Source organism: Nocardia jejuensis NBRC 103114 (genome assembly GCF_001613145.1).
In the GTDB taxonomy this organism is placed as follows: domain Bacteria; phylum Actinomycetota; class Actinomycetes; order Mycobacteriales; family Mycobacteriaceae; genus Nocardia; species Nocardia jejuensis.
In genome coordinates, this window is record NZ_BDBU01000016.1 from 49,698 (window position 1) to 76,327 (window position 26,630).

The 26,630-nt window shown below is 69.0% G+C and carries 20 protein-coding genes and 1 pseudogene; 10 read left to right on the plus strand and 11 right to left on the minus strand.

The genetic code is table 11. The features are described from left to right. Nucleotides 1-35: 35 nt before the first annotated feature. Nucleotides 36-587 carry an anthrone oxygenase family protein gene (locus NJ1_RS12305; protein ID WP_067692179.1) on the plus strand — a complete coding sequence of 184 codons (552 nt, stop codon included), beginning with the start codon at nucleotides 36-38 and terminating at the stop codon, nucleotides 585-587. On the opposite strand, the gene NJ1_RS12310 is transcribed toward NJ1_RS12305, so the two are convergent. Together NJ1_RS12310 and NJ1_RS12315 are read right to left on the minus strand one after the other, a co-directional pair. After that, nucleotides 547-3,231 (minus strand): AAA family ATPase, encoded by a 2,685-nt coding sequence (locus NJ1_RS12310; protein ID WP_067692181.1) that lies wholly within the window; start codon nucleotides 3,229-3,231, stop codon nucleotides 547-549. The two genes, NJ1_RS12305 and NJ1_RS12310, sit on opposite strands and share 41 nt — an antisense overlap. A gap of 224 nt (nucleotides 3,232-3,455) precedes the next feature. Further along, nucleotides 3,456-4,547 carry a winged helix DNA-binding domain-containing protein gene (locus NJ1_RS12315; protein WP_067692184.1) on the minus strand — a complete coding sequence of 364 codons (1,092 nt, stop codon included), beginning with the start codon at nucleotides 4,545-4,547 and terminating at the stop codon, nucleotides 3,456-3,458. Nucleotides 4,548-4,760: 213 nt separating this feature from the next. Between NJ1_RS12315 and NJ1_RS12320 the strand changes: the two genes are divergently transcribed. Both NJ1_RS12320 and NJ1_RS37915 read left to right on the plus strand, forming a co-directional pair. After that, nucleotides 4,761-6,236 (plus strand): FGGY-family carbohydrate kinase, encoded by a 1,476-nt coding sequence (locus NJ1_RS12320; protein ID WP_067692187.1) that lies wholly within the window; start codon nucleotides 4,761-4,763, stop codon nucleotides 6,234-6,236. Nucleotides 6,237-6,421: 185 nt separating this feature from the next. Next, a complete protein-coding gene (locus NJ1_RS37915; protein ID WP_157573918.1) occupies nucleotides 6,422-6,592 on the plus strand; it encodes a ribbon-helix-helix domain-containing protein in 171 nt (56 codons plus the stop codon). 9 nt (nucleotides 6,593-6,601) lie between these two features. Here the strand turns inward: NJ1_RS37915 and xylB are convergent, their stop codons facing one another. The 5 genes from xylB to NJ1_RS12345 form a co-directional block, all read right to left on the minus strand. Continuing rightward, nucleotides 6,602-7,990, minus strand: a complete 1,389-nt coding sequence (xylB, locus tag NJ1_RS12325; protein WP_067692190.1) for a xylulokinase — start codon at nucleotides 7,988-7,990, stop codon at nucleotides 6,602-6,604. A 14-nt stretch (nucleotides 7,991-8,004) separates the two neighbouring features. Continuing rightward, entirely contained in the window at nucleotides 8,005-9,012 is a 1,008-nt protein-coding gene (locus NJ1_RS12330; protein WP_067692191.1) for a zinc-dependent alcohol dehydrogenase family protein, read from the minus strand. Between the two features lie 136 nt (nucleotides 9,013-9,148). Then, nucleotides 9,149-10,153 carry a glycoside hydrolase family 172 protein gene (locus tag NJ1_RS12335; RefSeq protein ID WP_067692193.1) on the minus strand — a complete coding sequence of 335 codons (1,005 nt, stop codon included), beginning with the start codon at nucleotides 10,151-10,153 and terminating at the stop codon, nucleotides 9,149-9,151. A gap of 128 nt (nucleotides 10,154-10,281) precedes the next feature. Next, nucleotides 10,282-11,241, minus strand: coding sequence for a tyrosine-protein phosphatase (locus NJ1_RS12340; RefSeq protein WP_245717348.1), 960 nt, complete (start codon nucleotides 11,239-11,241; stop codon nucleotides 10,282-10,284). 181 nt (nucleotides 11,242-11,422) lie between these two features. After that, on the minus strand, nucleotides 11,423-13,825 hold the full coding sequence (locus NJ1_RS12345; protein WP_067692195.1) for a PEP-utilizing enzyme: 2,403 nt from the start codon (nucleotides 13,823-13,825) through the stop codon (nucleotides 11,423-11,425). A gap of 165 nt (nucleotides 13,826-13,990) precedes the next feature. On the opposite strand from NJ1_RS12345, the gene NJ1_RS12350 reads away from it, so the two are divergent. The 5 genes and pseudogenes from NJ1_RS12350 to NJ1_RS40450 all read left to right on the plus strand — a co-directional run. After that, complete coding sequence (locus NJ1_RS12350) at nucleotides 13,991-15,499, plus strand: FAD-dependent oxidoreductase (protein ID WP_067692197.1); 1,509 nt, start codon at nucleotides 13,991-13,993, stop codon at nucleotides 15,497-15,499. 489 nt (nucleotides 15,500-15,988) lie between these two features. Continuing rightward, nucleotides 15,989-17,695 carry an alpha/beta hydrolase gene (locus tag NJ1_RS12355; RefSeq protein ID WP_245717349.1) on the plus strand — a complete coding sequence of 569 codons (1,707 nt, stop codon included), beginning with the start codon at nucleotides 15,989-15,991 and terminating at the stop codon, nucleotides 17,693-17,695. Between the two features lie 135 nt (nucleotides 17,696-17,830). Continuing rightward, nucleotides 17,831-18,994 (plus strand): 3-hydroxy-9,10-secoandrosta-1,3,5(10)-triene-9,17-dione monooxygenase oxygenase subunit, encoded by a 1,164-nt coding sequence (gene hsaA, locus NJ1_RS12360; RefSeq protein WP_067692199.1) that lies wholly within the window; start codon nucleotides 17,831-17,833, stop codon nucleotides 18,992-18,994. Next, nucleotides 18,995-19,849, plus strand: coding sequence for an alpha/beta fold hydrolase (locus NJ1_RS12365; protein ID WP_067692202.1), 855 nt, complete (start codon nucleotides 18,995-18,997; stop codon nucleotides 19,847-19,849). It abuts the gene before it with no gap. Between the two features lie 8 nt (nucleotides 19,850-19,857). Next, nucleotides 19,858-19,923: pseudogene (locus NJ1_RS40450) on the plus strand (mycothiol transferase); the annotation flags it as partial. Here NJ1_RS40450 and NJ1_RS12370 read toward each other — a convergent pair. Continuing rightward, nucleotides 19,917-20,801, minus strand: a complete 885-nt coding sequence (locus tag NJ1_RS12370) for a LysR family transcriptional regulator (RefSeq protein ID WP_067692205.1) — start codon at nucleotides 20,799-20,801, stop codon at nucleotides 19,917-19,919. The pseudogene NJ1_RS40450 and the gene NJ1_RS12370 sit on opposite strands and share 7 nt — an antisense overlap. Nucleotides 20,802-20,887: 86 nt before the next feature. Here NJ1_RS12370 and NJ1_RS12375 point away from each other — a divergent pair, with 86 nt between their 5' ends. Further along, the gene (locus NJ1_RS12375; protein WP_084478064.1) at nucleotides 20,888-22,156 is read left to right on the plus strand and encodes an MFS transporter; all 1,269 of its coding nucleotides are present in this window, start codon (nucleotides 20,888-20,890) and stop codon (nucleotides 22,154-22,156) included. A 133-nt stretch (nucleotides 22,157-22,289) separates the two neighbouring features. Here the strand turns inward: NJ1_RS12375 and NJ1_RS12380 are convergent, their stop codons facing one another. Then, nucleotides 22,290-24,596 (minus strand): LuxR C-terminal-related transcriptional regulator, encoded by a 2,307-nt coding sequence (locus tag NJ1_RS12380; RefSeq protein ID WP_067692208.1) that lies wholly within the window; start codon nucleotides 24,594-24,596, stop codon nucleotides 22,290-22,292. A gap of 228 nt (nucleotides 24,597-24,824) precedes the next feature. On the opposite strand from NJ1_RS12380, the gene NJ1_RS12385 reads away from it, so the two are divergent. Next, complete coding sequence (locus NJ1_RS12385) at nucleotides 24,825-25,283, plus strand: MmcQ/YjbR family DNA-binding protein (protein WP_067692858.1); 459 nt, start codon at nucleotides 24,825-24,827, stop codon at nucleotides 25,281-25,283. An 18-nt stretch (nucleotides 25,284-25,301) separates the two neighbouring features. Here the strand turns inward: NJ1_RS12385 and NJ1_RS12390 are convergent, their stop codons facing one another. Beyond that, entirely contained in the window at nucleotides 25,302-26,414 is a 1,113-nt protein-coding gene (locus tag NJ1_RS12390) for a YeiH family protein (RefSeq protein ID WP_067692868.1), read from the minus strand. A 5-nt stretch (nucleotides 26,415-26,419) separates the two neighbouring features. Next, nucleotides 26,420-26,566 (minus strand): hypothetical protein, encoded by a 147-nt coding sequence (locus NJ1_RS38970; RefSeq protein WP_157573920.1) that lies wholly within the window; start codon nucleotides 26,564-26,566, stop codon nucleotides 26,420-26,422. Nucleotides 26,567-26,630 lie beyond the last annotated feature (64 nt).

Here is a 26,630-nt window from a genome sequence, read left to right on the forward strand (position 1 = left end):
ACCGGACCCACACCCGAGAACGAAGGGGAACGATTGTGAAGAATTGGAAGACCGGCGCGCTGGTCGTGGCCACGCTCACCTCCGGCCTGACGGCGGGCTTGTTCGCGGGCTTCGCGTACTCGGTGATGCCCGGCCTGAAGCGCAGCGACGATCACGCCTTCGTCGAGGTCATGCGAAACATCAATGTGGTCATCGTGAATCCGCTGTTCATGACGCTGTTCTTCGGCGGCCTGATGAGTGGTGTGATCGCGATGCTGGGTCTGTGGCCCGAGGTGAGCGCCCGGCTGCGGCTGTGGCTCGTGGCCGGGGTGGCGTCCTATGTGGTGATGCTGGGTGTGACGAGCGGTATCAATGTGCCGTTGAACGACCAACTGGCCGTGGGTGATCTGAACCAGATCGACCTGGCCGCGGTCCGCTCGGATTTCGAGGACACCTGGGTGGTGTGGAACATCGTGCGGGCGCTGGCGAACCTGGTCGCGTTCGTGAGCTTCACCTGGGCGCTGGTGCTTTTCAGCCGGAGCCCGCAGGCGGCTCCCGCACCGCGGTTCATTCCCACTCCAGTCGAGCCAGTTCGACCCGGTTCGTGACACCGAGTTTCGGATACGCCCGATAGAGATGGTTCCCCACGGTTTTCGGGCTCAGGAACAGCCGGGCTCCGATCTCCTTGTTCGTCGCGCCGGCGGCGGCGAGCTGGACCACCTGGAACTCCTGTGCGGTGAGTACGGCGGCCGGATCCGAGGCGGCCCGCTCGCTCTGCGCCGCACCGGCTCCGGCGGCCCGCAGCTCGGCGCGGGTGCGTTCGGCCCACGGCTCGGCACGCAATCGCTCGAAGATCTCCAGGGCCGTGCGCAGTTCGGCGCGGGCCTCGCTCTTGTATCGCTCGCGCCGCAGCCATTCCCCGTACAGCAGACCGGTGCGGGCCTGATCGAACGAACGTCCTTGGGTGACATGTATTTTCATGGCCTCGGCGAACAGCTCGCCGTTGTTCTCGAGCAGGCCCCGGCAGCGCAGGACGTGGGCCTGCACCCAGGTCGATCCGGTGGCGGCCAGCCAACCCTCGAGGATGGCCAGCGGCTGGGCCGCCCGTTCGGGGGAGCGTAATCGCGCCGCGGCCTCAACCCGGTCGCTCATCAGATGAATCCATTGGCCGAGAGCGTGATTCGGATTGCGGTACATCGCCTCGAGTCGGTCCAGGGCCTGCTCGTACCGCCCGTACCCCAGGTCGAGCAGGGCCAGCGCCCATCCGCCGTGCGCGGCGACCACGGAGTTGGAGCCTCGATCTGCCTGCCGCAGCGCACTGCGCGCGAGCGTGCGGCACCGGTCATCCTCGCCCCGATAGGCCGCGAGAACGGACAGGATGGCCTGTGCCTGGCCGACCCGGTCCGGCTGGCCGATGTCCTCGGCGATCCGCAGGGCATCGGTCAGCGCGGCTTCCGCCTCCCGGAATCGGCCGAGCAGCAGTTCCGATTTCCCCAGCCCGCAACCGATCGCGGGCAACCAGCCCACCATCCCTCGATCCCGGCACTCGGTGGTCAAGTCCGACAGTAGATGTCGGGCCTCGTCCAGATCGCCGGTCACGAGGGACTGCAATGCCACATCGAGTCGGATCGCGGGGCCCTCGCCCGGAATCGCTTCGGTGCGTGCGGCATTCGCGCGAATCAACCGCACTCCGGCCGCCGGATCCGCTGAATGCAGCGCCAGCGGGCCGTCGATGAGATCGAGCAGCGCGGAGTCGGCGTCCAGCTCGGCGAGTCGGGCGCGCACCGCGGCCACCGCCGGCAGATCACCCGCGGTCCACGCGGCGTGCGCCGCCTCGACCAGCATGCGCGCGGCCAGGTCCGGGTCCGATCCGCGGACCTGGGCCGTGCCCGCGGTGAGAAGCTCGTATGCGGTACGCAGAGAGCCGTGTTCGATCTCGATGCGCGCGCGGGCCGCGGTGAGCCGAGCCCGCACGATCGGACTCGGCGAGGTCTGTTCGGTGTCGGCGATGAGCCGCAGCGCCCGCTCGTGGCGTCCCGAGTCCATGGCGGCCTCGACCGCGAGCGCCAATCGGCGCTGTCGCTCGTCCGGCTCCGGGGACAATCGCGCCGACCGTTCCAGAGCGACTGCGGCCGTGGCATATCCGGTCCGGAACCGGGCATGCTCGGCGGCCTCCTCGAGCGCCGCGGCGACCTGCTCGTCGGGTCCGTTCGCGGCGGCGGCGAGATGCCAGGCGCGGCGATCGGCATCCTCGGTGATCGCGGCGGCGATGGCGGCGTGAACGCTCCTGCGCCGGGTGAAGTCCGCCGACTCGTAGACCGCCGCGCGCCTGAGCGGATGCCGGAAGCTGATCGCCTGCTCCGAGATCAGCAGCATGCCGGTCGATTCCGCGGCGGCCAATGCCTCGTCGGTCAGCCCGAGCGCGGCCAGGACGCGCAGCACCAGGCCCAGATCGCCGGTCTCCTCCGCGGCCGCGACGAGCAGCGCGGTGCGCACCCGGTCGGGCTGACCCGCGAGCGCGCGCTCGTAGCCACTGCGCAGCCGATCCGGCAGGGGCAGTGGGCCGACGGGCAGCAGGTCCAGGTCCATGGCCGGCATTTCCAGCAGCGCCAGGGGATTGCCCGCCGCCTCCGCGAGCACCCGGTCGCGAATTTCGGGAGTCAGTTCGGGGAACTTGTCCGCCAGGAGCTTTCGCGCGGCGCGCGTGTCGAGAGCGGTCAATCGCAGCTCCGGCACGCCCTGGGCGGCGAACTCCTCACGCCCGGCGAACAGCATCACGACCGGTTCGTCGCCCAGCCTGCGGGCGGCGAACAGCAGGGCTTGAATGGACGGCTGATCCACCCACTGCGCGTCGTCGATCAGGCACAGCAGCGGTCCGGCGGCGGAAATCTCGGCCAGCAGCGCCAGCATTCCGAGCCCGACGAGGAATCGGTCCCCGGTGCGCGGCGCCGCGCCGACTCCGAGCGCACCCCGCAGCGCGTCGGCCTGCCGTTCCGGTAGCGCCTCGAAGGGCGCCGTCAGCGGCCCGACGAGCATTTGCAGCCCGGCGAACGGCAACTCGGACTCACACTTGACTCCGGTGCACCGCAACACCTGCCAGCTCTCGTCCACCGAGTTCGCCGCGTGCTCGAGCAGCGCGGACTTACCCAGTCCCGGTTCGGACACGACGACCAGTGACCCGCTCGAACTCCCGGCCGCGTCGTCGAGCAGCCCCCGAATCTTGCTTTCCTCGAAGCCACGCCCATACAACACGCCAGTCAAGGTAAGCGCCCGAAAACATTTCGGCAAACCTGGTTGATTCCTGCACGAATTATCGTTATGGGCAAGGGTATTAGCACGACACAACGGGTGCGGCAGACCCGTCGACCAGGAAACACGCGGACTAACCGGCTCGGCGATACCGGTGGCGCGGGGGTCTTCGCGAATCCGGCCCGCCGAAATCGGGAACCGAGTCGCCGTGCCGCGGCGCTCTCGCGTCAGCGGCGCTCGATGACGACCTTGCCGTCCTCGCCCGGAGTGATCACCGGGAACAGCGAGTCGGCCTCGGCGCGGACGGCGTCCTCGTCGGCGGGGGAGAGCGGATGCCACGGGGTGATGCGAACCGTGTTCCCGTCCAGTGCCCATCGACCGTGCACGAATCCGTCGACCAGATACATCGGCACGCCCGCGGAGGCCTCCTTGGCGATGCGGGCGCGATCCTCGTCGCTGAAGATGCGGCTGCGGTCACGGTGCCCCAGCAGGGAATTGTCGAACGCGGGCAGGAAGCGCACCGGCGCGGGTAGATCGGGATCGGCGAGGACGGCATCGGCGAGGTCGAAGAGTTCGCGACCGGTCTCGTCGCGATAGACCCGCAGCCGGGGGCGCAGGCGCGCGATGACTTCCGCCAGCCGGGTCACCCCGGAGAACGCCTGCACATCGGCGGCGGTCGCCGGACCGTAGGCCGCGAGGTAGCGCAGCACCAGTGTCTCCGGCTGCGGGGAGTCGGCGAGCGGCGCGCCGATCCACTCCTCGGCCAAAGACACCGAGACGTACCTGGTGCGCCAGCGCCCCCAGCGTCCGGCATCGGCGTCGTGCAGCATGGGAACCAGAACTCCCAGTAGGTGATTCAGCTTGCCGGGCGCGCGATCGGGAAACCGTTCCACCAAAGCCCTGCCGAGTTCGCGGCGCGACAGGGTCCTGCCGGTGAGCAATTCCCGTCCCGCGGCGGCGAATGCGCCGAGATCCAGGCCCGCGACGACATCGCCGAAATACGCCAACCGCGCCGTCTGCTCCAGCATCGGCCGCACGGTGGGCCGCAACCAGCGGAAGTCCTGAGCATCGGTCAGATGCACGGTCCGGCGAACGGTGGTTCCACGCACCACGCTTCGCTCTTGCAGCAGCGCGATCAGATCCTCGTGCCGGAAGTCGGTGAGCCGCGCCCACAACCCGACATACGGCCAGTTCGGTTCCTGCCCCTGCACCGCGATCAAGTGCCGCACCAGGTCGGCGGCAGGCATCGAGACCCGGTCCAGCAGTAGTTGGCGCTGCAGCAGCGTGCGATTCAGCTCGCGCAGTGAAATGTCCGGCATGAGCCCATTGTCTCGGCCATATAGGTCAGCTTCGGTCCTATCTTCCGGGAGTGCGGACAATCCGATCCGCCCGGACCGAACCCGATTCTGCTGATTTCGGGCATGGCGAACCGACCGTGCTGGGATTCTGTAGGGCAAGTCGAGAGTCCACCCAGCGCGGGGAGGCAGGCATGGCCAGGATCGGCGTCATCTTCTTCACCCGAGTGAGCTGACATGCTCCTCGGCATAGACATCGGAACCTCGGGATCCAAGGGCGTGCTGGTCGACCGGCGCGGTCTGGTCGAACTGAGAGTCGAACGCCCGCACCGGGTCTCGACGCCCAGGCCCGGTTGGGCCGAGCACGACGCGGAGACGGTGTGGTGGGCTGATTTCGTCGCCATCGCGCGCGAGTTGGTGGCGGCCGCGGACGGCGAGCCGATCGAGGCGCTCGCGGTGAGCGGTATCGGGCCGTGCCTGCTGGCCGCCGATGCCGACGGCACGCCGCTGCGGCCCGCGATCCTGTACGGCATCGACACCCGCGCGGGGCTCGAAATCGCCGAATTGGAAGCCGAATTGGGTGCGGCGACGGTGCTGGAGCGGGCGGGCTCGCCGCTCACCAGTCAGGCGGTCGGCCCGAAGGTGCGCTGGCTCATGCGCAACGAGCCGCGGGTCTGGCGTGACACGCGAATGCTGTTGATGGCGAGTTCGTTTCTGGTGCACCGGTTGACCGGACGGTACGTGCTCGATCACCAGTCCGCGAGCCAGTGCGTGCCCATGTACGACCTGATGGCCCGCGAATGGGCGATCGACTGGGCCGAGTCGGTCGCGCCGGGCCTGCGTCTGCCCGAATTGGCTTGGCCCGCGGAGATAGTCGGAGAGGTCACCCGGGCGGCGGCCGAGGCCACCGGCCTGCCGGCGGGATTGCCCGTCACCACCGGCACCATCGACGCCTGGGCCGAGGCCGCCGGTGTGGGCGTGCGCGCCCCCGGCGACATCATGATCATGTACGGCACCACCATGTTCCTGACCCAGGTGCTCACCGCGCCCTCGCCGCAGCCGGGTCTGTGGACCACCTGCGGAACCTGGCCCGGCACCTACACCTGCGCCGCGGGCATGGCCACCTCCGGAGCGGTCACCGACTGGCTGCGCGCGCTCACCGGAGGCGATTTCGGCGAACTGGTGGACGAGGCGGCGCGCGTCCCGCCGGGCAGCCGGGGGCTGCTGGTGCTGCCCTACTTCGCCGGGGAACGCACACCGCTGTTCGATCCCGACGCACGCGGCATGATCGCCGGTCTCACCCTCACCCATCAGCGCGCCGAGCTGTACCGCGCGGTGCTCGAGGGCACCGCCTACGGTGTGCGCCACAATCTCGAGGCCATGGCCGCGGCGGGCGGGCACGCCACGCGGCTGGTCGCGGTCGGCGGCGGCACCAAGGGTGGACTCTGGACCCGCATCGTCTCCGATGTCACCGGCCTCTCCCAGCAACTTCCGGCCGATACGGTCGGCGCGGCACTCGGCGACGCACTGCTCGCCGCCGAGGCCATCGGCATGGACACCTCCACCTGGAACCCGATCATCACCACCATCGACCCCGACCCCGTCCGCACCGCCCACTACGACCCGTACTACCGCCACTACCGAACCCTCTACGAATCCACCCGCGCCACCGCCCATTTCCTCGCCGCCGAACAGCATCGCGCGGCCGGGTAGCTCCGTGCGGCCGACCGGGAGAATTCCTGTGCCGTTGGTGAACCATGGCTTTTTCGTATGGCCACTGGCTGTAGGCGTATCGGTCGCCGCCTCGATGTATCGGCTACCACCTGCGGGTTATCGGCGGTTGCCGGGCAATCGCGGAATCGAGGACATAACTCGTGGGAGGTGGTATTACTTTGCCGGTGGCATGGACTCTGCGGCTCAGCGATGACGAAGAGGCTGCGTTGAGCGCGCAGTCGGAGGCGGAAGGGCGATCGAAACAGGAGATCACCCGGGACGCGCTCCGCAACTACATCAACCGGCATCGGACCTGGGACGAATACCTGTCCGAGGGGCCGGTCGTCTACGGATAGTCCGGTCGTCTACGGGTAGTGCTGATCGCGAACTTCCGTGTAGCGCTGCCGAATCGCATCCCCGGCCCCGGCCACCAGCGTGTAGAACTCGGTCCCCGGCGGCGTCGCCCAGCGCGGCGGGCGCGGACCGCCCCGTAGCGCCCAGGCCGCCTGCCGAGCCGCTCCGAGCGCGACGTATTCGCCCGGATCGGGCACGGTGACGGTCCGCCCGAAAATGGTCGCCGCCGCATGGGCGATCAGCCGTGAGCGGGATGCGCCGCCGATCAACAGGATTCGGCGCGGAGTGCTCGGCAGCCGATCGAAGGCCTCGGCGATATTGCAGAGCATGCCCTCGATGGCCGCGCGCGCCAGCAGATGCGGGCGCATGGTGTGCGGGCGCAGACCGTGCAGGCTGCCGGTGGCATTGGGCAGATTCGGAGTCCGCTCACCGGTCAGATACGGGATCAGCGTGAGACCGTCGGCGCCCGCCGGTGATTGCGCGGCAAGCACTTCCAGCCCCGACACATCGGTGCCGAGCAGGATGGCCGCGGAATCGAGCACCCGGGCCGCGTTCAGAGTGCACACCAGCGGCAGGAACGCGCCGGTGGCATCGGCGAAGCCGTTCACCGCGCCGGACGGATCCGCGCTGGGGCTCATGGCTCGGGTGAACACCGTGCCGCTGGTGCCCAGGGACACCACGACATCGCCGTCCTCGATGCCCAGACCCAGTGCGGCGGCGGCATTGTCGCCGGTTCCGGCGGCCACCATCCGCCCGCCGGGGGTGTGCCCGGCGACCTCGGACGGAGCCAGCACCCGCGGCACATCCGGAGTCCGCCCGCGGAACGCCATCGACAGCAGATCGGTGCGGTAGTGCTCCTCGGCGGGGGACCAGTAGCCGGTGCCCGACGCGTCGCCGCGATCGGTCGTGGGTTCGGTATCGGGATCCCCGCCGCGCAGCTGCCAGGTCAGATAGTCGTGCGGCAGCAGGACCCGCACGGTGCGGTCGGCCAGCCGGGGTTCGTGGTCGGCGAACCACCGCAGCTTGGCCACGGTGTGCGCGGCCAGCGGCACACTGCCCACCGCGTCGGCCCACGCCTGCGGACCGCCCAGTTCGTCGACCAGCTGCCCGGCGGCCTCGGCCGAACGAGTGTCGTTCCACAGCAGCGCGTCCCGGACCGGGTGTCCAGCCGCGTCCAGGACGACGAGCCCGTGCTGCTGCCCGGCCACCGCGATGGCCTCCACATCTCTCATCATCCGATCGCATGCCGCGCGTAGCGCCTCCCACCACATGTCCGGCGGCACCTCGGTGCCCTCGTGATGTGGAATCTGGCGCTGTCGCAACACCGTTCCGGTGTCGGCGTCACACACCACGATCTTGCAGGACTGAGTGGAGGAGTCCACTCCGGCAACGACCGTCATTGGCCTTTCCCGTCTTATCGGGCCGCCCGTCGGGGATGCAGCTGGATCTTGCGACCGACGCCCGAGCGGAAAGTCCGCAGGGCATCGCCGAATTCGTCGAGCGCGAAGTCGTGGGTGATCATGGTGTCGGCGTCGATGACGCCCTCACCCATGAGATCCACGGCTCGCCCGAAACTGTGCAGGACCGCCATCGAACCGACGATGGTGATCTCGTCGTTGTAGACGCGGAACGGCGACACCGCCGCCCGCGCGGCCGCCGGAGCGACCCCGAACTGCTGATAGGTACCCCCGCGCCGCACGCGTGAGAGCCCGTCCTCGACGGCGGCGATGGTTCCGCTGCACTCGATCACGACCTCCCAGCCCTCGGGCCGGTCCATATCGTCCGCGCCGATCGCCGCGGCGTCCGCGCCCAGGGTGCGCGCCACCGCGAGCCGATCCACATTGGTGTCCACCACCGAGACCGACGCCGCGCCCGCGGCGATCGCCAACTGCACCATGAGCAGACCCATGGTGCCCGCGCCGTAGATCAGGTAGTGGGTGCCGAGTTGCCGTGGCAGCACATCGAATCCGTGCACGGCGCACGAGAGTGGTTCCACCAGTGCGCCGTGTGCGGCCGAGACGTGCCCCGGCAGCCGATAACAGTTGGCGGCGGGCACCTTCACGTACTCCGCCATCGCGCCGTCGACGGTATCGCCGATGGCGCCCCAGTTCTCGCACAGATTGCCGCGCCCGATGGCGCAGTAGTGGCAGCGGCCGCAGAAGAGCGAGGGATCGACCGCAACGCGATCTCCCACTCGGACTCCGGCCGCGTCCGAACCGAGAGCGACCACCTCCCCGGCGAATTCGTGCCCCGGCACGATGGGATACGGGGTGGGCGGGAATTCACCCTCGACGATATGGATATCCGTACCGCAAATCCCCACGGCATCGACGCGGATCACCGCGTCCCCGGCAGCCGGTATGGGGTCCGGCACGGTTTCGACCGAGAACTGTCCAGGCTTCTCGACGAGCAACGCGCGCATAGCAATACCATGCACCCGCACGTCGTTCGCCCGGTGCGTTTTACGCAATAGCAATCGCATTCTTTCTGTTGCTTCACATTCGTTACGGGTATCCACGAACGGAGCGGGGGACAGAACAGTTGCGATGACCGGGGGATCAGGGCAGGACGTGATACCAGAGCGCGGTCGTCGCCACGAGCGCCTGGTCCAGTGGGAGGTAGTGGCCGTCCTCACGCCAGCCCAGCGCCTGCACGGTCGCGCGCAGCCCGTGCTCGAAACAGATCGGATCGGGAATGTGCCAGCGGTACATACCGAATCGCTGCTGGGGGTCGTAGATTCGTTGCGGCGGCAGCACCTGCACCATGCCCAGATAGGGGGTGGAGTAGGGGCGATATGCGCCGTCGAGGTCGAAATTCCATGCGCCGCCGAAATAGTCCTCGGTGCCGGTGCCGCAGATGGTCGGGAATTCGGTGTCGTCGTCCAGATAGAACTTCAACTCGCCTTCACCCCACCACCCTTGCGCGCGAGGCTGGATCGCCAGATACGTTCCGGCATACCGGCCCGGGCCGCCGGAGATCTCGACCAGCGGATGCACCGCGGGGGTGCCGAGCGGATCGCTGCATCGCCAGTGCGCGTGCAGATAACCGGCGGTCTCGGGCACCTCCTCCTCGAGGTAGGTGACCTGGTAGTAGACCGGGGCAGGGCGCTCCGCGCCATTGTGCAGGGTGATCACGGCCCGGGAGTGGAACGGCATGGGCCAGTAGCTGTTCAGGCCCCCTGCCGGGGCGACCACGATCATCTGCGAGTTCACCATCGCGAGGTGATCCCAGCCGTTGCAGAAGAAGTCGCCCAGCGGCACCGCGATCGCGGGTTCGGGCGCGTCGTCCCAGTAGATCTGCAGGGTGAAATCCCGCAGCAGCGCGCGGTCGGTGGTGAGCCAGAAATGCCGGATCACGCCGGGGCCGGAAATATCTGCGAGCGTGTGGGTTTCCCCCGGTCCGAGATCGATCGAGGGTGAGACCTTCCAGCCGCGGCCGAGGCCCGCGGCCGCGAACGCCCCCGTCCCGGCGATGGCCCGGCCACCCGCACCGGGCTCGCCGGTGGGGTTCTCCGGGCTGATCGAACGGGTGCGCCGTCCGTCGAGCTGCCAGATCTCCTGCACCGTCGGAATTTTCGCACGGCACCGGGTCGCCTGTATTGGACATCGTGGTGCCGATCCTGGACGCACGGATGCCGGCGCCGTTCCCACACACGGCGCCGGCATCCGGCATTACGGATTTACGGGATGAATCACTTACCGAAGGAGCCGGTGTCGAAGGAGCCGGTGCCGGCGCCCTTCTCGATCAGCTTGTCCTGCAGCTTCTTGACGGTCGCGGCGTCGATGCCCAGACCCTCGGAGACGAACTTGTCCATCGAACCGAAGGACTGCGAGGCCTGGCTGAAGGCGGCCTCCAGGAAGTCACGCGACACGCCGAGCACCGGCTCGAACAGGGTGCGGTCGGTGACCAGACCCTGAGCGACCAGGGCATCGAGGGTGGCCTTGTTGGCGCCGGCCAGACGATCGTTCGACAGCAGGTAGTTGTCGTAGATCGCGTTGGACGGGGTGCCCAGGATGCTCATCAGGATGGCGGTCATCCAGCCGGTGCGATCCTTACCGGCGGTGCAGTGGTAGAGCACCGCGCCCGAGGTGTTCGCGATGTCCCCCAGCGCCTGCGAGAACTGCGCGCGGGCAGTCGGATCGGTGACCATCCAGCGGTAGTAGTCACGCATGTACTGCGCGCCCTTGCCGTCGCCGAGCAGCTGCTTCTGCAGCTCGGGGCCACCCTGCACGGCCTTGCCGAAGAACACGTAGAAATCGTTGTTCGGGTCGTACACCGCCAGCTGCTTGGCCGGGATGGACGCCGGAATCTTGTCCGGGCTGGCGGCGCGCTCGGTGGGGCTGCGGAAGTCGATGACCTCCGCGACGCCCGCCGCGGTCAGCGTCTGCTGATCGGCGTCGGTCAGTCGGTTCAGCGCATCGGTGCGGTAGACCAGACCGGCCTTGATCTTGCCGCCGTTCGCCGAGACACCGCCGATGTCACGTGCGTTGGGCGCGGCCTGGAGCGTGAAGCCCGCACCCACCGGAGCCTGGTGCAGCACACCGATGCTCGGGGCCGCCATGGCCGCGGGGGTGGCCGCGACCGGGAGGACGGCGATGAGCGCGGCGGCTACACCGGTGAGGGTGCCGCGTACTGCGCGCGAAATCGTCACTAGCAGTTTCCTTTCAATCACGAACCGGGTAGTGGGTCCCGGCCCGGTTCTCGGATGGGAGCCGCCGGTCCGCTCACGTGTGCCCCGTGAACGAATCGGATCGCCTTGTGGGCGTGCGACTCCCGGCTCCGGGCGCAGGGTGCCCGGGGCGTCGGATGGCTCTGTCTATGGGGTTCGGCGGTTACTCCGCGTCGGCCGGCGGGGTGATGTCGGCCAGCAGGGTGACGGTGCCGGCCGCGCCGTCCACCCGCACCCGCTGTCCGTCGGCCAGGGCGGTGCTGGCGATCTTGGTGTCGACCACGGCGGGGACGCCGAACTCACGCGCCACGATCGCGGCATGCGAGGCCGCGCCGCCGATATCGGTGACCACCGCGCCCGCGTAGGCGAACATCGCGGTGTGGCCGGTGTCGGTGACCGAGGCGACCAGGATGTCGCCGGGCTCGATATCGTCGTCGAGGGTCAGCACGCGCTTGACCACGCCCTCCACCACGCCGGGGCTCACGCCGATGCCGGTCAGGGTCTCACCGACCGACAGCGCGTCGGCGGCGGGTTCGGGAACCCAGTCGCCCAGCACCAGATCCGGCATCCGGACCTCCTGCAGGCGGGCGCGCTCGGCCCGGCGGCGCGCCACTCGATCGGCCATATCGGCCGGGGCCCAGAGGATCTCGTCCAGGGTCAGGAACGCCGAGTCGTCGATCGCGGTCAGCTTGCCGGACTTCACCAGGCGCGCGGCGCGCTCCTGGGTGGCCATGCGCAGGCAGTGCGTGACTCGCACGACGGCGTCGCGGGCGCGCTCGCGGTAGACGGTCGCGCCGACGGCCATCTTGGCGGTCCGGCTGGTGGGCTCCGGGACCGGGGCCCGTTGCGGGGCAGGCATTTCCGCGGCGCGGGCGGCGGCGGTGACCAGCAGTTCGGGGCGGTCGCCGAAGGTGGCGTTGATGAGTTCGCACTCACCGGGGCCGCGATGGCCGACCTTGGCCAGCTCCGCGTCCAGCGCCGCGGCGAACTCCGGGGACTTCTCCCGAGCGGCGGCCACGTCACCGGAGCGCGCGACCTCGTGCAGTCCGGCGTCCCTGCGGCACAACGCCGCCAGGCGTTCGACCGCGAGCATGGGCTTGGCCGACTCGAGCCGCTCCAGGTCGATCTTCACCTCGCCCTTGTGGGTGGAGGTGGCGGCGCCGGTCATCATGACGCCGATGGAGGCGGCCTGCCAGCCCTGGTTCAGCCGGTCCCGCCACAGCAGGGCGCGTGCGTGCAGCTGCTCGTCGGTGAGCTCGGAAATCTGTTCGCGGGTAAGGGCTTCCGCGTGTGAGGCGGCATTGATCAGCTCGGCGGTCTTGCGGTAGGCCAGGGCGGTCGCGGCCACCCGGCCGGTCGCGGTCAGGGTGCCGAAACGGCCCTCGGTCGGTGGGCGGCCCTTGGGCTGCAACGGAATCTCCGGCGGAATGGTGCCGTAGACGTCCTTGCGGATGGTCTCCTCGTTCCAGCCGGGCATATTGTCCGCGGCCAGCACGCCGATCGAGGCGTTGATGTACATATTGTGGCCGAGCACCGAGGTGACCCGCGATACCCAGTGCTCCAACGCGATTCCGTCGAGCGCGATCATGCGGCCCATCGCCTCGTTGCCGAGGCGGATGGCCCCGGCCTGCAGATCGATGGTCAGCGGGGTGAGCGGTCCCGGCAGCGCCTCGGAGGTATTGGTGGCGGTGTGCACCGGAATCCGCTCGTCGATCAGGTCGTCGAACTCGCCCTGCAGACCCTCGGGCGCGGCGGCGAACAGCGGATGACCGTCGGAGGTCAGCGCGTTCTGCGGCACCAGGTGGGTGGGCAGCGCGATCGCGCCCGCACGGTCGCGCAAGCCCGAACCGTTCGCCTTGCGGCCGTGCAGGCCGCGCGCCACATCCACGACGGTCTCGCGGGCGGTCCAGCCGTAGCGGAAGCCCCACTCCTCGCGCGCGGACGTGGCATCGAGGCGCTCGCGCCGCGTGGACGAACGGGGAAGCCACGCGGAGTATTTGACGCCCGCGTCGCGCAGGGTCGCGCGGACCTCGTCGCCGGAGACCTCACCGGGGGCGGCCAGCGCCACCGAGCCGCTGCGCTGCGAGAGCGCCGCGAGCACCAGGAAACGCTCCAGATCGTCGTAGTGCAGGACCTGCAGCGCGCCGCTGCCACGCGGACCCACCAGGGTCTCGAGCACCCGCCAGCTGCCCGCGTCGATCCGGCGGCCCGCGACCAGCGGGGTGCGCACGAGGAGGGCGTCCGCGCCGCTGCCCGCGACGATCGTCTCGACACTCGAATCCTGGCCCGCCGCAACGGGAACCACGAGACGCACCCCCGCGTCGGCGGCGGCCCCGGCGATCCCCGCGATCGCCCGGCCCGCCAGGTGCACGACGGCGTCGGCACCCGCCACGGCCCGCGCGCAGACCAGCGCATCGGACAGGTCGCCGACGGTCACCTCGACCCGCGGGTCGACGTAGCGGTGCCGCTGCCGGTCCAGACCGACCACCTCGTGGCCGGCCGCCAGCAGCATGCGCGCCACGGCACGACCGCTCGGCTCGGTGACTCCGGTGACCAGAATCCGCATTGACTCTCCTCCTCGTGAGGCGCCCCCAACCAACGTGACGCCGTTCACACACCATCCCCATTGCATCGGCGGCCGACGGGTGACAGTCCCGGTCAACGGGATCGCGGAGTCATTGAGCAAGATGGGACGCTATGTCCGGGCGGTATCAGCGGGCACCGTGCAGGCATGAGATCGCGGAATTCGGTGACGCCCCGTGCGGCGGTCGAGGTGAGCAACTACGACGTCGAGACCGATGTGCTCGTCGTGGGCTACGGCGCGGCCGGCGCGTCGGCGGCCTTCGAGGCCGCGCTAGCGGGCGCGCGAGTGCTGATCATCGACCGCGCGGGCGGGCCCGGCGGCGCGTCGGCGATGTCGGGCGGCGAGATCTATCTCGGCGGCGGAACGCCGATTCAGCTCGCGTGCGGCTACGACGACACCCCCGCGGCGATGGCGGCGTTCCTGAAGGCGGCGCTCGGCGCGGGCGCGGACGCGGCCAAGATCGACGAGTACAGCGCGGGCAGCGTCGAGCACTTCCACTGGCTCGTGGACCGCGGGGTGCCGTTCAAGCCGACCCTGTGGGACGCGCCCAGCTGGGTGCCACCCACCGACGACGGGCTCATGTGGCTCGGGGAGAACAGTTGGCCCTTCACCGAATCGGCCACTCCTGCACCGCGCGGACATCGGCCGACGGCCAATGATTTCGGCGGCAGACTGCTCATGCAATGCCTGACCGAGGCGGCCGAATCCGCGGGCGCCACAACGCTGTTCGACACCGCGGCCACCACGCTGATCATCGCCGAGGACGGCGCGGTGATCGGGGTGGTCGCCAAGCGGTACGGCCGGGAGATCACCATTCGCGCTCGCCGGGCCGTCGTCCTCACCACCGGCGGCTTCGTCGACAACGACGCCATGCTCGCCGCGCACGCCCCACAGTTGCTCGGCCACACCAAGGTCAGCGCGGGAACCGACGACGGCAGCGGCATCCGGATGGGCCAGGCGCTGGGCGCGCAGGTTCGGCACATGTCCGCCGGACAGGTGGGCATGTCCCTGATTCCGGGCCTCGCCGCGCGCGGCATGGTCGTGAACGCGGTCGGGCGTCGCTTCATCAACGAGGACACCTATCCCGGCCGCATCGGCCAGGCGGCCCTGTTCCGGCAGAACATGGGCGGTAGCTGGGCGGGCGACGACACCGCCATCTGGGTCATCGTCGACGAGGAGGGTTTCGAGGATGTCCCGGAGAACCAGCGGTGGGGCGTGCAGCCCACCCACGTCGCCGAAACCCCGTCGGAACTGGAGCAATTGACCGGGCTGCCCACCGGATCGCTGGTGGACGCGATCCGCCGCTACAACGAATCAGCCACCGCCGGAATCGATCTCGACCATCACAAATCCCCGCGCTGGCTCCGCCCCCTCACCCCGCCCCTGGCCGCCATCGATGTGAAGCTCGGCATCCGCCCGCCCGCCGAGGCGGGCGACCGCCGGGGCACCGGCGCGTCGGTCTTCACCCTCGGCGGCCTGCACACCGATCTCGACGGTCACGTCCTGGATCTCGACGGCCACCGCATCCCCGGTCTCTTCGCCGCCGGGCGCGCCGCCAACGGCCTGCACGGCACCGGCTACATCTCCGGCACCTCGCTCGGCGACGGCACCTTCTTCGGCCGCCGAGCCGGCACGGCCGCGGCCCGCAACGCCTGAGCCGCGCAGGCTTGCGGGCCTGAGCCGCGGCCTGCGCCCGTGCCGTGGCTGGACCGCGAATCATGCGCGGAACCACGCGGGGAGGTGTTCGTTCCCCGGCCCGGGCGCTGCTCACGGTGCCTGACCCGGCACACGTCGCCGTGGCGCCCCTGAACGGGCTGTGCCGCCCCTGGACAGGCTGTGCCCCCTGGACAGGCCGGGCGAATCCGCAGCGTGTCGAGTCCGGACACCACCGGCCCGGCCAGGAACACTCGAGGGATGACGACCGAGCCGCCGGAGACCGCACAGCCGGGAAACTCGCAGCCGGAGGACGACCGACCCGATGGTGCACGGTCCGGGAACTCGCCGGTGCCCGGAGCCCGGTCGTCGGATGCGTCGCCGGTGTCCGGGGCACTGCCGCCGGGGGACTCGCCCGCTCCGAATTCGCGTCCGGCGGGTGCGCATCGACAGGGTGCGCGGGGGAACCCCGTGCTGTCGAAGGTGTTCGAGGTGGCGCAAACCGTCGAGCACGCGATACGGCCGAACTATCCCGGTGTGCTGTTCGCGGCCATCTTCTTCGCGTGGTCGGCCTCGCCGTCGTTGCTGCCGCGAACCTGGCTGTTCCAGGGTCTGGTCAGTGGCATCAGCGCGGTGATCGGTTACGGCGTCGGCTGCGTCGTGGGGTGGGCGGTACGCAAATGGGTGCTGCCGCGACTGCCCCGCGAACTCGGGACGCTCGGTGCGGTGTTGCGACCGTCGGACCGGCTCCGGCGGATCACCAAGCTGGTGATCGTGTTCGGGGTCGTCTTCGGGGCGGCCGCGATTCTGGCACGCTCGGCGCGATGGCAGCGCGATCTGCAGGTGCTGATGGGGATGGAGCCGACGGCCACCTCGAGTTACCTGCGGGCCGAACTGGTGGCGGCGGCGACCGCCGCGGTGGTCATCTTCGCCTATCGCGGCGTGCGGTGGCTGGTGCGCTGGATCAGCGGAATGCTCAATCTCGATCTGCGGATTCCGCGCGCCATCGCGCTACCGGGCGCGGTGCTGGTCGTCGCGGTGGTCGCGGTGCTGCTGTTCCAGGGCGTGCTGGCGAAAGCCTTCTTCTCCGTGGCGAATTCGGCGTTCAGCGTGCGCAACAGCAATACCTCCGAATTCGCGGTGCAGCCGACCTCCCCGGAGCGCTCGGGTAGCCCGCAATCGCTCGCGAAATGGGACACCCTGGGATCGGAGGGGCGCTGGTTCGTCTCCTACGCGCCCACCGCCGAACGGATCACCCAGGTCACGGGAAAGCCCGCACGCGAACCGATTCGGGTCTATGCCGGGCTCGAGTCCGCACCCGATCCCGAAGCCATCGCGAAACTGGTTGTGGCAGAACTGGACCGCACGCGCGCCTGGGAGCGCAAGGTGCTCGTGGTGGTGACCACCACCGGCACCGGCTGGGTCGACTCGACCACCGCGGGCTCGCTGGAATACCTCTACGGCGGCGACACGGCCATCGCGGCGACGCAGTACTCGTACCTGCCCAGCGTGCTGTCGTTCCTGTCGGACAAGCAGAAGTCGATCGAATCCGGTAAGACCGTCATCCACGCCGTACACGAGCGCTGGGCGCAGCTGCCGCCGGAACAGCGCCCGAAGCTGCTGGTCTACGGCGAGAGTTTGGGCTCGCAGGGCTCCGAGGGCGCGTTCACCGGCCTCGATGACATTCGCAGTCTCGTCGACGGCGTGCTGTGGGTCGGCCCGCCCAACTCCAATCGCATCTGGACCCAGATCGAGGAGCGGCGCGATCCCGGCACCCCGGAGATCCTGCCCATCTACGCGGACGGCCTGATCGTTCGATTCGCCGGCACCGCAACGGATCTGGATCGTCCCGCCCGCCCCTGGGTCGAGCCACGCGTCGCCTATCTGCAGCACGCCTCCGATCCGATCGTGTGGTGGTCGCCGGATCTGCTGTTCAACCAGCCCGACTGGTTGCGCGAACCGCGCGGCTCCGATGTCTCCCGCTCGATCCGCTGGTGGCCGATCGTCACCTTCTGGCAGATCAGCGCCGATCTGGCGCACGCGCAGAAGGTCCCCTCGGGCCACGGGCACCGCTACGGCGATCTGGTGCTGGACGGCTGGGCGGCCATCGCCCAGCCGCCGGACTGGAATCCCGATCTCGCCCAGCGCATCCGGGTCGCGCTGGACGAGGACATCACCTGGGAGTACGCGCACAAATAGGCAGGCGCGGACCTGCTCGTGTAGGCACCGATCTGTGGCCCGCTGATTCCGTTGACCGGGACTTTTCTCGGTGGGGAACGGCGATCGCCCATAGCGTCGAGTGCAGGAACCACCGCACGAGGAGGAAACACCCGCATGACTAACAAGGTGCTCGACCGGGTTCGTGATCTGCTGCCCGCGATCCGGGAACGGGCGGTGCAGGCCGAACAGGAGCGGCGAGTGCCCGACGCCAGCATCGCCGAGCTGACCGAGGCCGGGGTGTTCCGGATGCTGCAGCCGGCCCGTTTCGGCGGCGCCGAAGCCTCGCCGGTGGACTTCTACCAGGTGGTTCGCGCCATCGCGACCGCCTGCCCGTCGACCGCGTGGGTGAGTTCGGTGCTGGGCGCGCACCCGTGGCAGCTGGCGCTGTTCGACGATCGTGCGCAGCAGGACGTGTGGGGCGAGAACCCGGACATCCTGGTGTCGTCCTCGTACGCCCCGACCGGCAAGTTGAAGGCCGTCGAGGGCGGTTACGAGATGTCCGGTCGCTGGAGCTTCTCCTCCGGCTGTGATCACGCGCAGTGGGTATTCCTGGGCGCGCTCTCGCCGAGCGAGAGCGGGGGCATGGACTACTTCACGGTGCTGGTTCCGCGCACCGACTACCGCATCGACGACGTGTGGAACGTGGCCGGCCTCTCGGGCACCGGGTCCAACGACATCGTCATCGAGAAGGCCTTCGTTCCCGCCTACCGCATGTACAGCGCCGCCGATCAGGCCAACCTGATCGGGCCCGGGCAGCAGGTGAATACCGCTCCGCTGTACAAGATTTCGTTCGGCAGCGTCTTCTCCAACACCATCACCGCCCCGATCATCGGCGCGGCCGAGGGCGCGTACGACGCGCACATCGCCAAGCAGCAGGAGCGCGTGCGCCTGTCCTACGGCGGTCAGAAGGTGTCCGACGATCCGTTCGCGCACGTCCGGATCGCCCGTGCCGCTTCGGAAATCGACGCCGCCGTCCTGCAGATGGAGCGCAACACCGCCGAGCAGCTGCGCTATGCCGAAGCGGGCGAGGAGATCCCGTTCGAGCTGCGCCTGCGCGCCCGGCGCGATCAGGTGCGCGGCACCGAACGCGCCTTGGAGGCAATCGATCTGCTGTTCAAGAACTCCGGCGGGCACTCCATCAAGAAGCCGAATCCGATCGAGCGGCACTGGCGCGACGCGCACGCCGGTAGCGTGCATGCCATCAATGATGTGGAGCGCGCGCTGGCCATGTTCGGCAAGGGCGCGATGGGTCTCGAAGTCACGGATCGGATGCTGTAGATGACTCTCACCGCCGAGAACACCACCCGCTGGGTCACCGTCGACGGTCACAAGCTGCGCTATCACGAAGCCGGTACCGGCGCACCGCTGGTGCTGCTGCACGGCTCCGGCGCGGGCGTGTCCGGGTGGGCCAACTTCGGGGCGAACCTGCAGGCGCTCTCGCAGCACTTCCGCTGCCTGGTGCTGGACCAGCCCGGGTTCGGCGCGAGCGGCCGTCCCGAGGTGTACGAGCGCAACTATCTGCGGATCGCCTCGGACGCGGTGCTCGGACTGCTGGACGAGCTGGGCCTGGAAAAGGCTCACCTGCTGGGCAATTCGATGGGCGGCGGCGTCGCCACCATGACCGCGCTGGATCACCCGGGGCGGGTGGATCGCCTGGTGCTGATGGCCCCCGGTGGCGTCGGTGTGAACATCCTGGGCCCCGAACCGTCCGAGGGCATCAACGCCCTGATGAAGTTCAACGCCGATCCGACGCAGGCCAATGTGCTGGCATGGCTGAAGACCATGGTCTTCAACCCCGCCGTCCTCACCCCGGAACTGGTCGAACAGCGTCTGAAGACGGCCTCGGACCCGGCCAACATCGCCGCCCTGGCCGACGCCTACGCCACGTTCTACAACCCGAAAATGGCCGAGCCCCTGCCGCTCTGGGCCCGCCTGCGCGGCCTGCAGCAGCAGACCCTGCTGCTGCACGGTCGCGACGACCGCGTCACCCCCGTCGAAGGTTCCCTCTTCCCCGCTCGCCAGCTCCCCAACGCCGACCTGCGAATCTTCTCCCGCTGCGGCCACTGGGTCCAGGTAGAGCGCAAGGACGCCTTCGAACGAACCGTGATCGATTTCCTCACCCACGGCTTGTGAAGTCGTAGTACGCCCGCCACAACGGACACGCGGATCTGCTGCGTGAGCGGATCGACGGCGCCGTGGGTTACTGATTCGGGCGAACCGGGCCGGGGTGGCGGAGGGCGTCGATGACGGTGCGGGCGGCGTTGGCGGGGGTGCGCTGGGAGTCGTGGCCGACGGTCAGTTTCCAGGGGATCGGGGTGTTCGCCAGTTCGGTGCAGACTATGCCGGGGGCTCGCTCGGCCACGGAGCGGGCGGAGAGGGTGACGCCGAATCCCTTGGCGGCCAGTTCCAGTGCGAAGGTCTGGTCGGCCACCTCGATCACCGGGCGGCGGGTGGGAAAGTGGGAGTCGGCCACCGCGCGGATGCCCCAGCCTGGCGCGAAGTCGATGAACCGGACATCGGTGAGATCGTCGGGGTGGAAGGGGCGGCGGGCCAGCGGATGGTCCGGCGGGGTGCACAGGACCAGGGTTTCCTGGGCGATCGGGTAGAGGGTGATTCCGGGGATCTCGGTGGTGGTGCCGTTCAGTAGGGCGATATCGAGGGTGCCGTCGCGCAGACCCGCGATGTTTCCGGCCACGCCGGTGATGCTCTGGCGCATGCGCAGCGTCACCTCGGGATAGCGCTCGTGCAGCGTGGCGATGACGCCGGCCAGATCGAAGGTGTGAATGTTCATGAGGTTGCCGAGCACCACCTCACCGCGCACCAGGCCGCGGGTGGCGTCTATCGCGTCGAGGGTGTCGCGGCGAGCGCGCAGCATCGCCCGTGCCGGGCCGATCATCGCCCGGCCGGCCTCGGTCAGCTCCAGCAGTCGCGGTGTGCGATCGAACAGACGCGCGCCGAGTTCGTGCTCGAGCTTCGCGACGCTGGTCGAGACCGCCGACTGCACCAGGTTCAGCGACCGGGCGGCGGCGGTGAAGGAGCGATGCTCGCAGCAGGCCAGGAAGCACTCGATCTGACGGATCTCCACCCCTCGAGTCTGCCATCTGTTTCATAGATATCGATATCGAAAACCATCGCTTCCATTGATCCCTCGGGCGGCGCACGCTGGTAGTCGTGACTCCACCGACCGCCACCGCTGCTGATTCGGCCACCGCTGCTGATTCGGCCGCTGCCGTTGATCCGACCGCCGCCTCCACCCATCCGACCCGCCTGGTCGTGCTGATTTTCGCGGTGACCGCGGGCTCGTCCGCCGCGTGCATGTACTACCTGCAACCGCTGCTGCACGAGGTCGCGCGTGAGCTGTCGGTCTCCACGGCCGCCGCCGCACTGCTGGTGAGCGCCGCCCAGGTCGGGTACCTGTGCGGTCTCGCGCTGCTGGTACCGCTCGGCGACTTCCTGCGGCGGCATCGGATGGTTCCGGCGCTGCTGGCGGCTTCGGTTGTCGCCCTGGCTGTTTCGGCCATCGCACCCAACTTCGGGGTGCTGCTGGGGAGCGTGTTCGTCACCGGCGTCACCGCCTCGGCGGCGCAGGTCGTGGTGCCCTGGGCATCCTCGCTCGCGGATCCGGATCGGCGGGGTGAGGTGGTCGGTGCGGTGATGAGCGGGCTGCTGCTGGGCATCCTGCTCTCGCGGGTGCTGTCCGGTGCGATCGCGGAACTGGGCGGATGGCGTTCGGTGCTGATCGTCGCGGCGGGCATTCAGCTGGTGATGTCGGTGAGCGTCTACCTGCTGGCGCCCGTCACCCCGCGCGCCACGACCGGGGAACGCTACCCGCAGGTGCTGGCCTCGATCGTGCGGCTGATCCGCGTGCACCCGGTGCTGCGGCAGCGGATGGCGCTCGGATTCCTGTGCATGGCCTGCTTTTCGGGCGTGTGGACCGCGCTGGCGTTCCAGCTTTCCGGCGAGTTCGGCTACTCCGAATTCGTGATCGGACTCTTCGGCCTGGCCGGTGTCGCCGGTGCGCTGGGCGCGCCCGTGGTCGGTCGGCTTGCCGATCGCGGTCATCTGCGCGTGGTGACCACCCTGGTGTGGGGAACGGTCCTGGCCGGCTGGGTGCTGCTGTTCTGGGGTGGGCACCAGGTGATCGTCCTGATCGTGGCGCTGGTGGTGTTCGACTTCGGCATCCAGGGCATCCAGCTCTCCAATCAGAGCGCGATCTACGCCCTGGACCCGGCCGCCCGCAGCAGACTCACCACCGCGTACATGGTGACCTACTTCCTCGGCGGCGTCGTGGGCTCGGTCACCGCGGGCATCGCGTACCAATCCGGTGGCTGGACCCTCGTGTGCGGAATCGGCACTGCCGCAACACTCCTGGGCTCGGCCCTGTGGGCGGTGTTCGCACTCCGCGTTCCCGCCCGGGCATCGGCGGACGAGGCTGCGTGAGACTGCGTGCCCGACCTCGATCCGAGCCCACCGTCTCGACATCGGGCTCGTGACCGCGCGGTCATCGCGACGAGACCTGGCCGACGCGGGTCCGCCGTGAACTCGCGCCGCCGTGCGAATCCGTCGCGGTTCGCTACAGGTCGTGCTGGTGAGCCCAGGCGGCGACCTGGGTGCGGGAGGTGAAGCCGAGCTTGGTGAGGATGTGTTCGACATGGGTCTCGGCGGTGCGGATGGAGATCACCAGGTCGGCGGCGATGCGTTTGTTGGAGTGGCCGGCGGCGACGAGGCGGGCCACGTCCTTCTCCCGCCGGGTGAGGATATTGGTCTCGGCGGTCACCGCGGCGGACCTGCGCGGGGCGGGCCTCGGCGCGGCCGGTTCGAGATCCGGTTGGGGCAGCGCGGGAGCGCGGCCGAGGGCGTAGTCGATCGCCTCGTCCAGGGGCAGATTGGCGCCGGCTCCGAACGCGGCGCGGAAACCGTTCTCGCCCAGCGCTTCCCGGACCTTGGTTCGCTCCTTGTCGCCCACCGCGACGGTGATGGTGTCCGCGAGCCGAATGGTGCTGCGCTGCAAGGTCTCCGCCGCACCCAGCAGCCGCGCGGCCCGGTCGTAGTCCCCGGTGGCAGACGTCGTCCAGGCCAGCCCCTCGAATGCCGAGGACAGCCAGATGCAGCGCTCGAACAGTGCGAGTTGTTCGATGGCCCGCCCGTGGAACTCGGCGCTCGCCTCGAGATCCCCACGCCGCCAATGGTCTATGCCGACCGTCCACAGCGCCAGGCCGCCCATCAGATGGGGGCCGTGTTCGGTGGTGAGCTCCAGGAAGCGTTCGGCCAATTCGGTGCGCCCCGGCGCCTCGATCACCATGGCGCACATGAAAGAGAAAGCGTGACTGTCCATCTCGATGGCGTGCTGACCGTGCGCCGCCGCCAATTCGATGGCGGTCCGGCCCAGTGCGAGCGCGCTCTCTCGATCGCCGTCGGCGAACGCCAGCAGCGATCGATCCAGCGAGACCTCCGCCATGATTTCGCTGTCGTCCAGTTCCGCCGCGAGTGTCAGACAGGCGGCCACCAATTCGGCCGCGGATTCGCGATCGCCGAGCAGCGCCGCCAGTGAGGCCGCCGAGGACAGCGCCTTCGCCCGCTCGGCCGTCGGCTCCGGATTGCGTTCCAGCGCATCGGTGAGCCACCGATACCCCTCGGACAGAAAGCGATTGTGTTCCCAGAACGGCCGCAGCACCGTCACCGTCGACATGGTCTCGAGCGGCTCGTCCTCGAGTCCGGAGCGCAGTGCCGCACGCAGATTCGCGTGCTCCCTGCTCATTTCGCGGAACCAGTCCACATCCTCGGCGCTCGAGTACGCCGACAGTCCGCGCATCGCCAGACCCCGGTAGTGCTCGCGATGGCGCGCCCGCGTCGCCTGCCGGTCATCGCGTTCGACGAGCCGATCCGCGGCGAACTGCCGGATCGGCTCGAGCATCGAATACCGTGCAACGTCACCGTCGTAACGCTGCATGACCACAGATTTGTCGACCAGCCCGGTGAGCGCGTCGATCAGCTGCCCCTTGCGCAGTTCGCACACCGCCTCGGCCGCCTCGATGTCGAAGCCGCCCGCGAACACCGAAAGCTGTTCCCACAGCAACTGTTCGGCGGGGGTGCACAGGTCATAGCTCCAGCGGATCGCGCCCTCTATGGTCTGCTGCCGTTGCGGCGCCGTGCGCGGTCCGGCGCTGAGCAGGCCCATGGTGTCGTCGAGGCGGTCCAGAATCTGTTCCGGGGTGAACATGCGCAGGCGCAGGGCCGCCAATTCCAGTGCCAGCGGCATACCTTCGAGTCGCAGGCAGATCTCGGTCAGCAGGGCCCGATTGGCGGCGGTGGCCTTGAATCCGGGATTGGCGGCGCTCGCGCGTTCGATGAACAGTTGCAGCGCGTCGCTGTCCTCGCCGGCCGCGGAGTCCGGCACGGTCAACGGCGGGACGGGCATGACCTGTTCGCCGGGGATACCGAGCACTTCGCGGCTGGTCGCCAGCACTCGAACGTCGGGGGTGGTCGCGATGATTCGCCCGACCAGCGTCGCGCACGCCTCGATGAGGTGTTCGCAATTGTCGAGGATCAGCAGCAGGCGCTTGTCGGCCAGGAATTCGGTGAGCCGGGGGAGCGGCGCGGCGGATTCGTCGCTCAGGTTCAGGGCTTCGGCGACGGCCAGGGTCACCAGATCGGGGTCGTGCAGGTCGGCCAGTTCCACCAGCCAGACGCCGTCCGGGAACGCGCGCGCCACCAGCTGACCGATCTGCCGAGAGAGCCGGGTCTTGCCCATTCCGCCGGGTCCGAGCAGGGTCAGCACACGGGTCGTCGGCAGCAACCGCTTCGCGGTAGCCAGTTCGTCGCGACGTCCGACAAAACTGGTGACCTCCTCGGGGAGGTTTCCACTGACACGCCGCGCCATGCGCACCAACCTATGTGATCGGCCGCCGTCAGAGCCAGCGCCGAGCCATAAGCCCTGCGTGCGCGTCCCGGCCGGAGGTGTGTAAGCGGGGGCACAGCCCGCTTATCAAATGAGCAGCGCACACGCCAAGCGCGTGCCCGATATGACCGAGCCGATAATGCGTAACGGCTATCACCGTGGGTGGTCGTGTTCGCCCTCGGTTCGCTCGGCTCGCCTAGACTCATCGGCGTGCCGAGCAGAACGCGCCGTGCCCGTCTCGCCGACGTCCACGAACTCGCCTCGAGCCTGCCCCACGTGACCGTCGAATACGGTCCCGCGGAGAATCCCGTCTATCAGGTGGGCCGTAAATCCTTCGTCTTCTTCCGGACTCCCCGCCCCGACGCGGTCGATCCCGAGACCGGCGAGCGCTACCCGGACGTCATCATCTTCTGGGTGCCGTCGGAGTCGGACAAGCTGGCGCTCACCCAGGATCCGGAGTCGCCGTTCTTCACCACGCCGCATTTTCAGGGGCATCTGTCGGTGCTGCTGCGCGCATCCCGGTTGCGAGAACTCTCCCTGGGCGAGCTCACCGAGGTCATCCAGGATGCCTGGCTCAGCCGCGCGTCCGCGACTCGCGCCCGGCAGTGGCTCGCCGAGAACGCCGAGAGCCCCCGGAGCGCGAACTCCGGAGGCTCTCGCAAGTCCTGAACGGACCGGCGGAACGACTCAGCCGCCGATGCCCCAGTGCAGAACCCGCGAGGTGAACAGCACCAGCCCGAGCGACACCACGGCCACCACCAGCAGGCCGACCACCGCGACCACCAGCGGACGCCATCCGGTGCGGGCGATCTCGCGGATGTTGGTATTGAGCCCGACGCCCGCGAAGGTCAGCAGGAACGCCCACTTGGAGACGTTCGCCAGATTCGTGCTCTGCCCCTTGGTGAGCCAGCCCGCGGTCGCGATGGCGGACACCGCGATGAAGCCCAGCACGAACTTCGGGAACTTCGACCAGACGAACAGCGCCTTGGCGCGCACGCCCGGCGCGATGCTGTCGGCCTCGCCGCGCGAGGCCCAGTACGCCGCGAAACCGAGCACCACGAAACCGATCAGCGCGTTGCGGGTTGCCTTCACCAGCACCGCGACCTTGCCTGCCTCCTCGGAGTACAGGTAGCCGGTGGCGGTGGTCTCGGCGGTGTTGTCCACCGCGAGACCGGCCCACATGCCGAACTCGTGATCGGTCAGGTTCATCAGGTGACCGAGTGGCGGCAGCGCGAAAAGCGCGACCGCCCCCAGCGCCAGAATGGCGGCGATGGCGTAGCTGACCTCGGAATTGCGAGCCCGGATCGCGCCCTTGCTGGCGATGATCGCCGAGACGCCACAGATCGAAGTGCCCACGGCCAAGAGCGAACCCAGCTTCCCGGACAGTCCCAGCCGGCGCGCCACCGTCAGGATGATCGCACCGGCGATAGTCATGTCCAGGATGATCTGCACGAAGCTGGTCGCACCCAGCTTGGCGACATCGCCGAGCACGAAACGCGAACCGAGCGCGACGATTCCGATCTTCAACCAGAACTCGTAGGTGCCGACGCCGGGCCGGAAGATCCGGTGCAGGCCCACGGTATTGGTGATCAGCAGGCCGATCAGGATCGCCCAGAGCACGTACTCGATATCGGGAACGGTCCAATGCTGGTGCTTGGCAAGGTCCTTCCACCAGATCTGCGCGTACTTGCCCAGCACGCCGATGGCGATGAGCAGCAGGATGCCCGGTACGTACGCGAGCGGATTGCGAGGCGGGGCTACTTCGACGAGATCGTCGTCATCGACTGTGGCGGTGGACATCCCGGTCACCACGGAATCTTCGGCAGGGCATCGAACACGGCCAGCAGGACGATCACGCCCGCCACGATCACCGACCACCAGTCGGCCCCGAGCCCGGCGGCTCGCCCGAGCCACGTGCTTGTACCGGATTGCTCCGGCGTCGAACTGTTCACCACTGCCTCCACCTGCCTCACGCACCCGCCTTGTTCGAGGCGGCAGGCTCGCACTATCCGGGAT